General features: G+C 65.7%; 8 protein-coding genes. 1 reads left to right on the forward strand and 7 read right to left on the reverse strand.

The window, feature by feature from the left end; translation table 11 throughout:
- Window positions 1–5: 5 nt before the first annotated feature.
- From JX001_RS12350 to JX001_RS12365, 4 genes are read right to left on the reverse strand one after another with little or no spacing between them, the layout of a single operon-like run.
- On the reverse strand, window positions 6–2,480 hold the full coding sequence (locus tag JX001_RS12350) for a VWA domain-containing protein (protein WP_205681233.1): 2,475 nt from the start codon (window positions 2,478–2,480) through the stop codon (window positions 6–8).
- A 10-nt stretch (window positions 2,481–2,490) separates the two neighbouring features.
- On the reverse strand, window positions 2,491–4,200 hold the full coding sequence (locus JX001_RS12355) for a hypothetical protein (RefSeq protein WP_205681234.1): 1,710 nt from the start codon (window positions 4,198–4,200) through the stop codon (window positions 2,491–2,493).
- Window positions 4,197–5,156 (reverse strand): DUF58 domain-containing protein, encoded by a 960-nt coding sequence (locus tag JX001_RS12360; RefSeq protein WP_205681235.1) that lies wholly within the window; start codon window positions 5,154–5,156, stop codon window positions 4,197–4,199. Before JX001_RS12360 ends, JX001_RS12355 begins: the two co-directional genes overlap by 4 nt.
- The gene (locus JX001_RS12365) at window positions 5,156–6,622 is read right to left on the reverse strand and encodes a hypothetical protein (protein WP_205681236.1); all 1,467 of its coding nucleotides are present in this window, start codon (window positions 6,620–6,622) and stop codon (window positions 5,156–5,158) included. Before JX001_RS12365 ends, JX001_RS12360 begins: the two co-directional genes overlap by 1 nt.
- Window positions 6,623–6,807: 185 nt before the next feature.
- Between JX001_RS12365 and JX001_RS12370 the strand changes: the two genes are divergently transcribed.
- Window positions 6,808–9,558, forward strand: a complete 2,751-nt coding sequence (locus JX001_RS12370) for a M16 family metallopeptidase (protein ID WP_205681237.1) — start codon at window positions 6,808–6,810, stop codon at window positions 9,556–9,558.
- A gap of 91 nt (window positions 9,559–9,649) precedes the next feature.
- Here JX001_RS12370 and JX001_RS12375 read toward each other — a convergent pair whose 3' ends face one another.
- The 3 genes from JX001_RS12375 to JX001_RS12385 all read right to left on the reverse strand — a co-directional run bounded on the left by JX001_RS12375 (window position 9,650) and on the right by JX001_RS12385 (window position 14,488).
- Window positions 9,650–10,666: an AAA family ATPase gene (locus JX001_RS12375; protein WP_205681238.1), complete on the reverse strand. Its 1,017-nt coding sequence runs from the start codon at window positions 10,664–10,666 to the stop codon at window positions 9,650–9,652.
- A 90-nt stretch (window positions 10,667–10,756) separates the two neighbouring features.
- Window positions 10,757–11,431, reverse strand: coding sequence for a response regulator transcription factor (locus JX001_RS12380; protein WP_205681239.1), 675 nt, complete (start codon window positions 11,429–11,431; stop codon window positions 10,757–10,759).
- 120 nt (window positions 11,432–11,551) lie between these two features.
- Window positions 11,552–14,488: a TonB-dependent receptor domain-containing protein gene (locus JX001_RS12385; RefSeq protein WP_241004635.1), complete on the reverse strand. Its 2,937-nt coding sequence runs from the start codon at window positions 14,486–14,488 to the stop codon at window positions 11,552–11,554.
- Between the last annotated feature and the right edge of the window lie 403 nt (window positions 14,489–14,891).

Consider the following 14,891-nt stretch of genomic DNA (forward strand, 5'->3'; position numbering starts at 1 on the left):
CGATCTCAAACGGCGATCCGCCGAGGCGGCCAGCGACGATAGACGATGTCGGCGACATAGAGGGCCAAAGCCAACCAACAGAGCCAGCCCCAAAGGTCCAGCGCCGAGGCGGGCGGACGTCCCGGCAAGAGGGCGACGGCGCTGACGCGAGACGGATCTTGGATCACCGTCCCGCCCGTCAGACGCGCCAGTTGATCCAGTGGCAGGCCGTCGGCCTCGGAGACCGGGCGCTCGGACTGACCGCCGGAAACGGCCGGCAGCGCCGCTCGGGCCACGCCGCGTCCGTCGCGAACCTCGGCGAGCACCGCAGAGTCCATCGGCGCAGGGCCTTCTGCTGTAAACAGACCCGGCGCCCGTTCGACCGTCGAAAGCGCGGGACCAGCTTCTCCCGCTGCGTTGCGCAAACGAATCTGGGGGGCTGTCGTGTCGGCGCTGCGGACACGCTGCGCCACGATCTTGACCCGGTCGCCGACGCGGCCGAGACGGACATCCCAGTCGGGACGCGGGTCGGCCGTGCGGGCGATCAGGCCTTGCATCCAGTCGCCGTAGCCGGACCAGTTGCGCCAACGGGCGGTTCCCTGCCCGACCGGCTCGGTCATCAGCGCCGTCACACGCCCGGCGCCCCATTGCCAGGACGCCAGAACCGGCTCGCCGGTCGTCGTGCGGATCAGGGTCTGCGCCAACGGCTTTACGCCCGCCTGGGTGTAGCCGTCCAACTGCCTGGGCGGTGCTGCCGCCAACTCACCCCAACCGAAAGATGGGGCGGATGCGGCCAGGGCGAAACCTCCGCGCTTGACGCCCGGCTGAGGCTTCTGCTGCGGCTGTTTGAAGTTGATCTCGACAAGGTTGAACTCGTCCCCAACGACATAGAACCGACCCCGCCCCAGCCGCGCCCACTGCGCCATCCGGGCTTCGCCCTCGACGCTGCCGCCGACCAGAACGGTCGACACAGTGACCTGGTCCTCGGCGATGTGTCGGATCAGTTGGGGATAGCGGTCGGCGTTCACCCCGGCGTCCGAGATCACCAGGATATGGCGGTAGCGAGCCTGGGTGTTCTGAAGTCCGTAATAGGCTTCCTGCAGGGCGCCGAACAGATGTTCGCTTCCGCCCTGGGCCTGGACGCGGCCTATGGCGCGCTCAACTTCGGGAATGTCCCGGGCGGGCTGCATCGGCGCGACCCATTGGCGACCGCCGTAGAACTCGACTACACCGACGCTGTCAGCCGGCGTGAGTTTGCGCACCGCCAGCCGGGCGACCTGTTTGCCCAGGTCGAGCGGCGTTCCCAACATCGAGCCTGACGTGTCGATCACGACGGCGACGGCGACGCTGGGATCCTCGGTCTGCTCGTCTTGGCGGATGGTCACGGGCAAGGCGGCAGCGAGCGGCGTGCCGGCGTAACCGCCCGCAGCGAAGGCGCTGTCCCCACCGGACACCATCAGGCCGAGACCGCGAGAGCGGACCGCCTCGATCAACCGTTGCTGCGAAGGAACCGGCAGCGCCGACGCGGGCACGTCGTCCAACATGACCGCGCGATAGGCCGACAGATCGATGCCGCCCAAGGCCGCCGGCGCCCGGCTGTCGATGCGAAGACCCGGACCCGCAAGTCTCTGAAGCGCCGCCGCGCCACCGGCCTGGCCTCCGTCGACATACAGGATGGGAAGCGGATCCTGCACGGCGGCCGCCGTCTCGAACTGGCTGGCGACAGCGCCGCCGCGCGTCAGCTCGATACGTAGCGGCATAAAGCCTGGTTGATCGAGAGGGACGGCCAGAGCCACGCTGGCAGGGCCGTCGAGGTCGATCGGTCCAGCCCCGCCGACCCGCTGATCGCCGCTGAAGACCGAGATCGACAAATCCTGCCCGACGCCGTCCAGCCGCACCCGCGCCGACACGCGCTCGCCGGCGCGGCCTGCAGGAATGGCGACGTCGGATATGAAGGCGTCGCGGCGTCCCACGGTGATTGGAACGCTGTCCACGACCACGCCGCGCGCCAGCAGGGCATCGACGGAACGCCCCCAGCCGCGATCGGCGCCTAGGCCGGAACCGATCATCGTGACCCGACCCTCTGAGCCGAGGGGAAAGGCGGCAAGCGCGAGATTGAGGGCGTGAGGCAGGCCGCCGGTCTGGCCGCTTTCCGGCAAGGTGACGTGCCGCACCGCCTTCAGGGCGAGAGGCGCGCCGCCCCGTTGGATGACAACAACGGGGCCGTTGCGTTCCGCCTGCGCCACCACCGATTGGGCGGCCGAGGCGGCAAGGGCGCGAGACGCAGGCGAAAGCGCAGCGCCCTGATCCACGATGATCACCGAGGTCGGACCGCCCCGGCGTACAATCAGGCTGGGTTGAGCCAGGGCCGCGACGAGCGCCACAAAGACGGTCGTACGAAGGGCAACGCGCACCCTGGAAGCCTTGCGCGCCCACCAGACGAATCCGGGGATCAGCAGCAGGAGCCAGCCCGCCTCAGGATGAAGAAAGGTCAGGTTCACGACGGGGTCCTCAGGCCATCGCGCCGCGCTGATGCAGCCGCCACTCGAGCAACAACAGCAGGCCGGCGATCACGACGAGCAGGATGAAAAGAAGATCGACAGCCGGGCCGCGCACCGGCGTCACGACGACATCGGAAGGCGCGGCGCGGGCGGCGTCCATCGTGATCTCGCGATCCGTCAAAGAGACGGCCAAGCGCAGGTCGCCGATCCGGGTCTCGCCCGCCTGGCTCAAATACAGGTCGCCGTTCAGGGCTCGTTCGGCGATCCGGCGATCGGAAGACAGGCCATAGAGATCTGACTGATCGGTCAGATCTGTTCCGGCCTGGGCATAGGGAACCCAGGGGCCGGCATCCACCAGCCAGGACAGGGTGCGCGACACGAAGACGGGGAAGCTGGACGCCGCCGGAAATCCGCCGCCGTCGTCGAACAGGGCCGACCAGACCGCCACGCTCCGCTGCTGGCCCGGCCGCGTTTCAGCCGAGACATCGCGCCGTGTCGTGCGGGCCAGCGCCTGGGTCTCGACATTGGACACCCCAAGGGCGTCCAGCGCGCCGGACAGGTCCGGCTCAGGCTCGCCGACGCCATAGGTGAAGACGAAAGCGGGCTGATCGCCAGATTGGGTGACGACCAAGGCTGGGCGGTTCTCGCCGAAGCGCTCGCCTGCGCGCCGCACCACGACCTGGGCGTCCTGCGGCGCTGTGACCGAAAAGGCGGGATTGAGCCTCACGGCGCGCACGACGGCGGCGGGGGCGCCCGGCGACAAGGCGACGTTTACAGAGCCCCTGTCCGGAAGGCGCAAGCTGGCCTTGTCGTCCGCTGGGAAGGCGTCTGAGCGCGCCAGCCGGACCGTGAACAGAGCGCCGTCCGCGACCACGTCCCGAACGATCAGCCGTCCGTCGGGACGAACTAGGGTATCGACCCCGACATCGCGCCCATCGCGGCTGAAACGCAGGGCGTCCGCCGGCAAGGGACGACCATCTGGGCCGATCGCCTCAACCAGGATATCCGCACGTCCGGCGTCGCCCGAGGCGGCGGGCGATGCGCCGAGTGCGACCACGCCGCGATTGTCCGGTGTCGGCGCGGCCAGATAGCCATAGACCAGACGCCGATCGGCAGATGGCGCGACTGTCCGCGCCCCCGACCAGGCGCCATAATAATGCACGACGGACGGCCGACCGGACGACATCGCGCCGTCCAGCTCCCTGCCGGCTACAGCATGGGCAAAGCCGGAGGGCGCGGGCCGGGCCTTCACGCCGTCTAGTCGTTGGCTGAGCAGGGCGAGGTTTTCGCCGGGTTGCAGCAGCGGCGTGGCGACCGCGCCGTCGAGATAGACGGCGCGGCGCGCGGGATCGGTGTTACGGGCATCGGCGATCAGGGCGCGACGCGCCTGCGCCAGGTCGTCACGTCCCATCAGCACGGCCGAGGCATCGAGGTAGAAGATGTGATCCGCTGCGTCTCGACCGGGCGTCATCTCGGGCCGTGCGCCGGCGATCCAGAGCAACAGGGCGATCGTCAGGATCAGCAGATAGGCCAGCCAGCGCTGGAACCGCTGCCGAAACACTCGCAAGGGCGTGACTCTGGCGGCCTGCGCCCACAGGCCGGCGGCGGCGATCCGTACTAGCTTCTGTCGCGCCTTCAGAATCTGCAACGCGAACAGCAGGGCGGCGAGGCCGATGGCGCCGGCGATGACCGCCCACATCGGGAGGGACAAGAAGCTCACAGCTTGATCCCGCCTTGGCCGAACAGGGCCGACAGTTGGTCGCGTACCGGCCGGTCAGCGTCGATCTGAACGAGACCCGCCCCCCGTGTCCGGGCGAAGTCCGACAGGGCGTTGCTGAAGTGGCGGTAGGCGGCCTTGTAGCGGGCCATCAGATCGGGCGTGACCGTAACCGAGGTCGGCTGGGCGTGTTCGCCGTCCTCAAGCAGGATGTCGCCGTTCAGGTCCGGGTGACGCTCAGGATCGGCGTCATGAGCTTTGACGATCTGCACCAGCAAAAGCCGATGCGGCAGTTGCTCCAGCCCGCGCACCACGGCCTCGACGCCCGCTTCATCGAAAAAGTCAGACACCACGATCACCAACCCCTGGCGCAAGCGAAGGCCGGCCAGGTGAGAGAGGGCCGCCGCCAGGCCTGTGCCTTGCAGCGCCGAATATCCCGCCAGGCTATGCGCCACGCGCGCGAGGTTGCCCTTTCCAGAGACCGCTCGAAACTCGATTTCCAGCTTGTCAGAGAAGGGGAAGAGGCCGACAGAATCGTGCTGGTCCAAGGCCACAGCCGCAAGGGCCAGGGTCGCCGCCTGGGCCGCATGAATGCGCGGAGGCTGTTCCACGAACAGGCTCCGCGACCGATCCACCAGGAAATAGACCGGCATGTCCTGGCTTTCTTCGAACACCCGCACGAACAGGCGTCCCAGGCGGCGATAGACGTTCCAGTCGATGGCGCGCAGGTCGTCGCCCGCCACATAGGGTTTGAAGTCGGCGAACTCCGCGCCCTGTCCACGCGCGTTGGTCCTTTGCTCGGCCAGCCGCCCACCCTTCTGGGCGCGAGATATCCGCAGCGAAAACGGACGAAGCGCCGCCAGAAAGGCTGGATCGAACAGCGCCTCGAAGGTCAGGGGATCGGCGAGGCCAGCGACTGCGGCTGGCGCGGCGACGGCCGCGCGACGGCGAAAGAGCATCAGCGGCCGCCCGCGTTGCGCGCATTGAAGTAGTCGCGCGTGACACGCAGGTCTTGGGCGCTGGCGGCCAGCGGCGCTGTCCGTCGCGCCTCGCCCCGAGCGCTCCCACGATCCTGGGCCGATGCGCCACGCGCCGGCAGGGGCTGGGGCACGCCATCACGTGTGGTGGTGCTGACGCGGCCGGGACTCATCATCCCGCTGAGTTGATCCTGCATCGGGGTGGCCAGCATCAGGCTGGACACGCCCCGACCCTTTTTGGGACCAGTCTCAGCTCCGCTCTGACTGCCATTCTCGCCCTGCCCGCCGCCCTGCTCTCGGCTGGACTGGCCCTGATCGCCACGCCGGCTGCGGCCGGGCTGTTGCCCCTCGCCGCTCTGCGATGACCCGGAACCCTCCTGAGGCGGCTGAGGCCGGCTGGCCGACGGCGCGTTCTGGCGGGCGCCGGCGGACTGTCCGCCCGACGTCCGGGAGTTCGACGCGTCAGCTTCGATCTGGGCGCCGGCCATGCCTTGCGCCTCTTGCGCCTCATCGCGGGGTTGCTCGCCGTCAGAACCCTGAGCCGCGCCGGTGCGGGACGCGCTGGTTCCCGCTCCGCCCTGACCGCCGCGGCCCGCGCCTTCGCCGCTGGCGGCGGACTGGGACGGCGCCGCCGGACGCGCGGCGGCGCTTTGCGCCGGCGCGGCGGGGCCCCCCGACGGCGACAGGCGGGCGATCAGGCGCTGAAACGCGGCGATCAATCCAGCCCCGGGCTTGTCCTCACCGCTCCGAACGGCAGCGCCCGCGTCACGACCTGTTTCTGCAAAGGGAGCCGCTCCAGCCATCAACGGTGGATCGACCGAGGGATCGTCGGACACGGCGACGGCCGATCTTGGCGTCAGGTCGCTTCTCGCCGGGTTCGACGCTCCGCCGGCGGCGCCCGTTGCGAACTGAGGCATGACGAAGGCGGCGCCGAGGCACAGGAGGCCCGCGACCGGCCAAAGCCAGAGGCGTGAGCGGCCAAGCCTCAGCGCGCCTGCTTCATCGGCCAGCGGACTGTCCTGCGCCCGAGCCACCCACGGCGCCGCCTCCAGCAGGGCAGCATCATGAAAGGCGGTCCGGCGATCCAGCCGTTCAAACTCGTCGGACGTCTGCAGACGGTCGTTCAACCTCAGACGCTGATCGAGAAGCGCCAAGGCCGCAGTGCGGGACCGCGCAGTCGACTGATGCGCTTGAGCATAGGCCAGGCCTATCGCCACCACAGGAGGAACGACGACGGCGATGGCCGTTGCGATCAAGCTTGGCGCGACAAACGGAGCACTCAATACGAGCGCCGCAGGGCCGAGAAGCGAAGCGGGCGCGGCCCAGGCCAGTGCCGTTCCGAAAACCTGACGTCGACCCATGGTCGACAGGACGTTGCGGCCGCGCGTCTCGAGACGATCGAGGCGACGACGCAACCCATCATCGACGCCCTGGATCATCCGTTCCATTTCGACCCGCGCAAACTCATCAGAACTGTCACATAGGACCGGCAGCTTGCACCAACCTTACAGCCTGTGCGCTAGCGAGGGCCATTTTTCCTTGCGTTCCAAGGGCGAGGCTCTCGGACGTCAGGCTGGCGCAAGCTTCGTATGTTTGATGGCGGCCACGCGACTTCGGCGTGTGAGGATCGACCTTGAAGACCTTCGGAAAACCCATCGCCGGCGTCGTGCTGGCCGTCCTTTTGTCCTGCGGCGCCTCGAGCGTGGCGCTGGCCCAGGCGCGCCCCGAACTGGGCCAGGTCCGCATCCCCTACGAGACCTTCACCCTCCCGAACGGCCTGACGACCCTGGTCTACACCGATCACACCGCGCCCACGGTTTTTGTCGGCGTCTGGTACCGGATCGGCTCCAAGGACGAGCCCGTCGGAAAGACCGGCTTCGCCCATCTGTTCGAACATTTGATGTTCCAGCCGACGGTCAATCGTCCCACCGAATATTTCACGCCGCTGGAAGCCGTTGGAGCCACGGGCCTGAACGGCAGCACCACAACCGATTACACAAACTATATCCAGACGGTGCCCACCAACGCGCTCGACCGAGCGTTGTGGATGGAGGCGGACCGCATGGGCCACCTCGCAGACGGGATCACTCAAGCCCTGCTCGACGAACAGAGGGCCGTGGTCAAGAACGAGAAGCGCCAAAGCGAACTCGGACCGGGTCGGGCGGCAGAGGTGCAGTTCCTCAAGAGCTACTACCCTGCCGGACACCCATACGCCCACACCACCATCGGCTCGATGGAGGATCTGGACGCCGCCACCCTTGGCGACGTCAAGGCCTGGTTCGACGCAAACTACGGCACCTCCAATGCCGTGCTGGTCCTTGCGGGCGACATCGACGCCGCGACCGCGCGCGAGAAGGTCGCCTTCTATTTCGGCGGCGTTCGCCAGGGCGAGCCGATCAGCCGACCGGATCGCTGGACTCCGTCGATGCCCGACATCCGGCGCGATATTGTCTATGAGAATATTCCGGCGGCCGTCATTTCGCGGACCTGGCCGCTCAGCAATGCGTCGCCGCGCGAAAACACGCTCTTGCAACTCGCAGCCCGTGCGATGGCGGCGGGGCGAGGCACGCCGCTCTACGACGCTCTGGTCGACAAGCTGAAAATCGCCGACGGTGTGTCCGCATCCGTCGGCGAAGGTCAACTGGCCAGCGCCTTCACCCTGTCCGTCGCCCTGAAGCCTGGCGTGACGCCGCAGGCTGCCGGCGACGCCATCGATCGCGAACTGGCGGCCTTCTTCGCCGCTGGACCCGACCCGGATCGTCTGGAGCAGGTCGTGACAGCCACCGACATCTCGCTCCTAAAAACGATGGAAAGCAGCGCGGCGATTGGCAGCTGGCTCGCCAAGGGCGCCGTGACGCACGACGACCCTGTCTATTTCCTCAAGCAGCGTGAGTGGATCGGCGAGGTCGATCCGCACGCATTGGCGCGGCTGACGCAGAGCGTACTCTCGCGCCCCTATTACGAGCTGATTCAGCTTCCGACGCCGGTTCCTGTCGCCGCGCCGTCCAACGTGGCCGACCCAACGCGCATGCCCGACCCGGGTCCGGCGGACACGAAGATCGCGTTCCCCGCCGTGGACGAGGCGACGCTCGCCAACGGGCTCAAGATCGTTGTGGCCACCCGCCCCAATCTACCCGTCGTAAGCGCCAGCCTGCAGTTCTCGACCGGCGCGCTTGCCGAAGACGCTTATGGACGTGGCACGGCCAGCCGCGCGCTGGCCATGTTGACCAGCGGCTCGCGCGGTTACACCGCCGAACAGCTTCAGCGTGAGGCGACCAAGGCTGGCGTCAACATCTCCGCCGGCGCTGACAGCCGGCAGAGCGCCGTGAGTTGGACCATGCTCGCCGCGCGGCTCGACGACGGCTTCAGATTTGTTTCCGACGTGGTGCGACATCCCACCTATCCTCAGACCGAGATCGACAAGGCGCTGGATCAGGTCGCGCCCCAGTTCGACGCCTACGAGCGCAATCCGCTGCAGTCGGCCGGCCCAATCTATTCGCGAGCGATCTGGGGCAAAGACCACCCTCTCGGTCGGATCGGCACGCGCGAAGACGCCAAGGCCGTTTCGCGCGACGATATACAGGCCTTCCACGATCGCGAGCTCGGCCCCAACAACGCCACACTCTATCTCGTCGGCGACATCACCCTCGAGCAGGCCAAGACGCTGGCGCAGTCTTATTTCGGCGACTGGCGACGCATCACCCCGACACCTCTGAACGAGCGAGGCGCGGCGACCGGCGTTCCTGGCCGCATCATCCTGGTGGATGCCCCCGGCGCGGCCCAGACGAGCCTGACAGTCGGCGAGCTGACCACGCCGTTCGTCGCCGATCAGGCCGCGGCGGCTTCCCTGGCGGACTCCATCCTGGGCGCCGCTTTCAACAGCCGGCTGAATATGAATCTTCGCGAGGAGAAGGGCTGGACTTACGGCTTTACTGGCGGCGTGGCCGACACGCCCACTGGCCCGCGGACCTTCACCGCCTCAGGCACGGTCGAGGCCGACCGGACGGCCGACGCGATGGCGGAGATTCGCAAGGAGATCGCCGCCTATGTCACCGACAGACCGGCGACCGCCGAAGAGCTGGAACGGGATCGCACCGCGCGAACGCTCGCCCTCCCCTCGGCCTTTTCGGGCAACAGCGCCTTCCTTGCGGCCATCACCAGCGCGGCGGCGTATGGCCAGCCCTATGATCGGGCAGCGTCTTCAGGCGCCCGTCTGGCGGCGGTCACACTCGACCAGGTCCATACCGTCGCCCGTCAGACCTACGATCCGGCGCGCCTGACCTGGGTGGTGGTGGGCGATCTCCCCAAGATCGAAGCGTCTGTTCGCGCCCTGAACTACGGCCCCGTCGAGGTCTGGGACATCTATGGCCACAAGGTCCGCTGACCGGCGGGCCTGAGGCTAAAAAAAAGCGCCGCGGACCAAGCAGGATCCCGCGGCGCCCTTAAGCACCCTCTTTGACGACCCAGATTGGGGACTAGTCCGTCGCGTAGGGGCGCTTCACCTGCGCCAGGACCTCTCCCAGGAGGTCGTCGGCCGAAAGGTTGTTGGCCTGGGCGTGGAAGTTCAGCACCAGCCGGTGACGCAGCACCGGCATGACGACAGCGGCGACGTCGTTGGTGGAGACGGAGAACCGATCATCCAAGAGGGCCTGGACCTTGGCGGCCAGCATCAGGCTCTGTACGCCGCGCGGCGACGCGCCCAGGGCCACGCTGCGGTTGATGCCGTCGGGCGCATAGTCGCTGCCGGGCTGCGTGCCCATGACCAGACGGATGGCGTAGGCCTTGGCGGCCTCGGTGACCGGAACCTGACGGACGACCGCGCGCATCTGCTGCAGCGTCTCCGCATTGGTGACCGCGTTTAGAACCACGTCATGGCCGCTTGTCGTGCGGTCGATGATGGCGTGATAGTCGGCTTCGGATGGATATCCGACCACCAGCTTGAACAGGAAGCGATCGAGCTGGGCTTCAGGCAGCGGATAGGTGCCTTCCTGATCCACCGGGTTCTGGGTCGCCATAACGCAGAAAGGCTCAGGCATCTTGATCGTGCGACGACCGACCGTGACCTGGCGTTCCTGCATAACTTCCAGCAGGGCGGATTGGGTCTTGGGCGTGGCGCGGTTGATCTCGTCAGCCAGAACCAGGTTGGAGACGATCGGTCCCTGCTGGAACGTCAGTTCATGACCGCCGCCTTCGGTTTCCGTCAGGACTGTGGTGCCGACGATGTCCGCGGGCATCATGTCGGGCGTGAACTGGATGCGCGAGAACGGAAGGTCGATGGCCCGGCTGATCGACGAGACCAGCATGGTCTTGCCCAGTCCCGGCACGCCTTCCAGCAGGACGTGGCCGCCCGCCATCAAGGCCGTCAGAACGCCATCGACGACATCGGCCTGACCCACGATCATCCGACCGACCTCGGCGCGAATCTTGATGAAGGTTTCCTTGAACGCGGCCGCGCTCTGGCGGGCCAGCTCTACGTCGTCAGTCGAAACCATTGAAAATCCGCACACTTAGATCCAGTCAAACAGAGTATGGCATAGAAGGCTTGCACCAGTCTGGCAGGCCTTTCGAAAGCCGAAGCGGCGTCAGCCTTCGGTCGCCAGACAATAGCCGAGGCCGCGCACCGCCTGGATGCGCACCTTGTCGGTTCGTCGCGCCAGATTGGTCCTCAGCCTTGAAATCTGCGACTCGAGCGAGTTGGCGTTGACGACCTTGTCGTAGCCATAGACCCGCGCCTCCAACGTCTCACGCTGGATCACCGCGCCGGGCCGGGCCATCAACGCTTCCAGCACCAGCGCCTCTGTTCGGCGCAGGGTCAACGGCGCCTCGTCGATGAAGAAAACCCCGCTTTCCAGATCGTGCATCAATGGTCCGAACTGACGAGTCTCACGACGCGCCTCAAGCGAACGACGCAGGGCGATGCGAATTCGCGCCAGAAGTTCACGCGGCTCGAACGGTTTGGCGATGTAGTCGTCGGCGCCGGACTCAAGGCCTTCGACACGATGATCCGGCGTGGCCATGGCCGTGAGAATGATATAGCGCTGACGGCGATTGCGATGAGCCGAATAGGCGATCAGGGAAACCCCGTCGCCATCCGGCAATCCTCGATCCAGCAGCACAAGGTCGAAGTCATTCGCGTCGATGGCAGTCCTTGCGATCGCGAGAGAGGGCGCGACATCGACGACGAAGCCCTGTCTTTCCAGGTAGACGACAAGCGTTTCCGCAACGTCGACGTCGTCCTCCACCAGCAACAGACGCACCTCCGACCTCCCTTCTGACGCTCCAATCCGTATTGGCCGGATATGAAGCATTTCGCCTTCTAACGAACAGGCAGGCCGTCGGCCCAGAGGCAGGGCGCGCTGGCGCGCGCCCTGCTTTTGTCAGAATGAATACTGGAGCTCCAGAGACAAGGTCCGACCTGCGGCATTGTAGCGTCCCGTATCGTAAGGCCGCCCCTGAACCACCACGAATGGCGGCGCCTGATCCAGTATGTTTCGACCCGCGAAACTGATGCGGATGTCGTTCGTGACCCGCCAGGCGGCCGTCAGGTCGAGGATGAGCATGTCATCGACCGGCACAAACTTCCGCTCGTCGGTTACGTTGCCGGCGGCCCGGAAGACCTCGTAGTCGTTCGTGTACTTCGGCGTGTAGTAGGCCCAAAGCGATGCGCTCATGTCGTGATAATACCAGCCGACCGAGCCCACCACCTTGTAGTCGTCAGGCCCCTGGAGGAAGCCCAGGTTCGAGACGGGTTCGCGATCGGCGAAGGCCTGGCGTTCCGACTTGATATTGTCCAACACATTGATCTTCGGCTCGAACGTGCCCCAACGCGTCGGCCAAAGGTAGCTCAGCTCATAGGCGATCGACTCATATTCCGAGCCGATAATGTTGAAGGTGTAGTTCCTCGCCTCGATGATCTTGCCGCTGGCGTCGCGCGGATAGAACTGAGAAAGCTGAAGAATCTCACGCCGGGTCAGGAAGGTCTGCAGGTCGTTGGGGTTGGCGTATTCGCTGTCGATCTTGGTCGAGTTATAGGCGACATCCAGGGTCAAGCCCTTCAGCATACCCTCGGGACGCCAGTTGAAGCCCAGGGTGTATTGCGTGGACACCTGCGGCTCCAGGTCGGGGTTCGGGGCCACGACCATCGGGACGACATAGGTTCTTGGCCGCACACAGTCCGTCGTGCAGGTGTAAAGCGGATCGTCAGAGATCGTCGTGGTGTAACGCTGAGTGCCAGTCGGGTTGAAGAGTTGCGTGTACGGCGGCGCCTTGAAACCCTCAGTCCACCGAGCGCGGAGCGCCAGGCCCTGGAACGGTTCCCAGCGCAGACCGATGGCCGGGGTGGTGTTGGCGAAGGTGTTGGACTCGTAGAGCAGTTCTCCGCCTTGGGAATAGGGCACATTGTTGACCGTGCCGACCGGTCCCGAGGTCTTATAGCTGTCGCGTCGGGCAGCTAGGCTCAACAACAGGGATCGCGCGCCCGGATAGTTGAAACCCTCGCCAAAGATCGGAACGGTCAGTTCGCCGAAGTAGGCGTGGCGGTCGCTCGTGACCGGATTGATGGTGCGGACACGGACTTCCTTACTGTCCGTATCGTCCACGGACATCTCGGCGCCCGCCGCGTAACGGATCTTCCCAGCGGGCAGCGTCCACAGGGCGCCCGTCAGCCGCGCTTCCCAGTTCTCGGTGCGCGTCGACCGCTGCTCGGTGACAGGAATATAGTAGAAGTCGGCGACACTGGACCCGCCGCCGTCGGCGGACGACTTCCAGGGATTGAAGGCGAGCGTGGGGTCGCTGCTCGTCAAGGCGAGGCATTGCCGGTCGAAGACCGCCTGGAGCATCTCCCGGTCCGTACCGTTGAGTTGGTTCTGCGCAAGCTGGAAGTTATAGCACCTCACGCCATTTGGGGCGGCCGCGTCTCTGACGAGTTCAACAGTAGAGCCTAACAGCGGGCTCTGACCTGACGTCTCTGATTTGGATGTGGTGTAGAAAAGCTCCGCCTTGGTGTCGGTGTTGATCTGGTAACGCAGGCCCAGATTCAGGTTCCACTGTGTCGCCGTATTGGAAATCCGCCCTGTCGGCAGCTCGCCGGCCTCAACCTCCGACTTGGGGTTGTAGGCCACCAGCGGCCCCGGCGTGAACCGATCGAAATAATAGGCCGGGAAGGGATTGTAAGCCTGGCCAGGGGCCAGCTGAACGCGCAATCCTTCTGAATACAGGATGTCCTGCTCGTTCTTGCTGCGCGAATACAGTGCGTTGCCGAAAGCAGTCAGCCTGCTCGTCAGTTTTTGCTCGAAGTTGATCGTGCCGCTGATCGTGTCAGACTCCGGACCGGCCAACTCCGGCACCACGTCCGGCAAGGCCTCAGCCCCGACTGTAATGAAGTCGTTCAAACCGGGACGACCAACCAGGCCCGGCCTGACGGTCAGGCCCTGCGCGACGTAACGCGCGTTGTAATCGGGCGGATCGAAAGAATAATAGCCGCGGTCGATGACGCCAGGTTGTAGCCCGCGACTGAACGACCGCAGATCAAACGACGTGTCGCCGCCATAGTAGCTGGCGTAGTTTTGCGTGACATAGCCGCTCTTGTAGTTGTTGACCGGCTTACGCTGGCTGTAGTCGATCGTCCCCGAGATGTTGCCGGAGCCCCAAGAATAGCCGGAAAACAGGCTTATGCGGCTGTTGTCGGCGTCATTGCTGGACTCTTCGTGCTGAACCGTCAGGGTCGAACCGACGAAATCCTTGCGCAGAATGAAGTTGATGACGCCGCCGATGGCGTCGGCGCCATAGATGGCGGACGCGCCGCCAATCGAGATTTCGACACGCTCGACCGCGCTGAGGGGGATGCCGTTGAGGTTAGCAAAACCGTCCTCGATCCCTGCGGCTCCGGCGACGCGCCGGCCGTTGACAAGGATCAGAGTGTTGCCGGCGCCCAGGCCGCCGAGATTGGCGGCCGACACGCCCAGCGAGCCGATCTGCGAGACACCGACCTTGCCGCGATTGGACAGCGGCCCCCGCGCGCGTTCATTGGTGACGGCGCCGATGGTGTTGACGTTCTGCGGCAGGGTCCGGATCAGTTGCTCGACGCTGGTCACGCCGCGCGCCTGGATTTCTTCCTTCGAAATGACAATGACCCGCGACGTCGGGTCACCCGTTGCAAGACGGCTGCCTGTCACCTCAACCGATTCCACGACCGAAGTCTCACCGGCTGGCTGAGCGGCGCGGGCGCGCTCTGCTTCTGTCGGCTGCGGCGCCGATTGGGCCCAGGCCCCGCCAGCAGATGCACAGAGCATCAGCGCCAGCATTGAAGTGCTCATCGGTCTCGTCGTCACGTCATTCCCCCTGCCAGCCACGCCGGCGAAAATTTCCACCTCCGTTGCGTGGTGAAGGGAATGACGCGGCGTTCAGTGACCGGCAGAAATTCCGCAGCACGTTGCAACACCGTCATGGATACGTCGCCAAGCTTGCACCAAACTGGCAGCCCTAACGTCGTGAGGTGGAATCGCACCCCGCACCAACCCGCACGCAACAATCTTGCCGATCGTGTCCTCTTAGACACAGATGACGCACGATCCTCTCCGCCTGCCTCAACCACGGGTTATCCATGCCTCAAACTACCATTGAGCGTGTCGCCAACCTCAGAAACTACCTGCTCACCTAGGCGGGTGATTTGTCATTCTGCCGACATTAGACAGTTCCTCGTGTCGGCGGGATTTGTCC

Source organism: Brevundimonas fontaquae, from assembly GCF_017086445.1.
Classification (GTDB): Bacteria; Pseudomonadota; Alphaproteobacteria; order Caulobacterales; family Caulobacteraceae; genus Brevundimonas; species Brevundimonas fontaquae.

Excerpts from the sequence above, each read along its gene's own strand:
- JX001_RS12385 (WP_241004635.1), bottom strand. The coding sequence starts at position 14,488 with ATGAGCACTTCAATGCTGGCGCTGATGCTCTGTGCATCTGCTGGCGGG.
- JX001_RS12375 (WP_205681238.1), bottom strand. The coding sequence starts at position 10,666 with ATGGTTTCGACTGACGACGTAGAGCTGGCCCGCCAGAGCGCGGCCGCG.
- JX001_RS12365 (WP_205681236.1), bottom strand. The coding sequence starts at position 6,622 with ATGGAACGGATGATCCAGGGCGTCGATGATGGGTTGCGTCGTCGCCTC.
- JX001_RS12360 (WP_205681235.1), bottom strand. The coding sequence starts at position 5,156 with ATGCTCTTTCGCCGTCGCGCGGCCGTCGCCGCGCCAGCCGCAGTCGCT.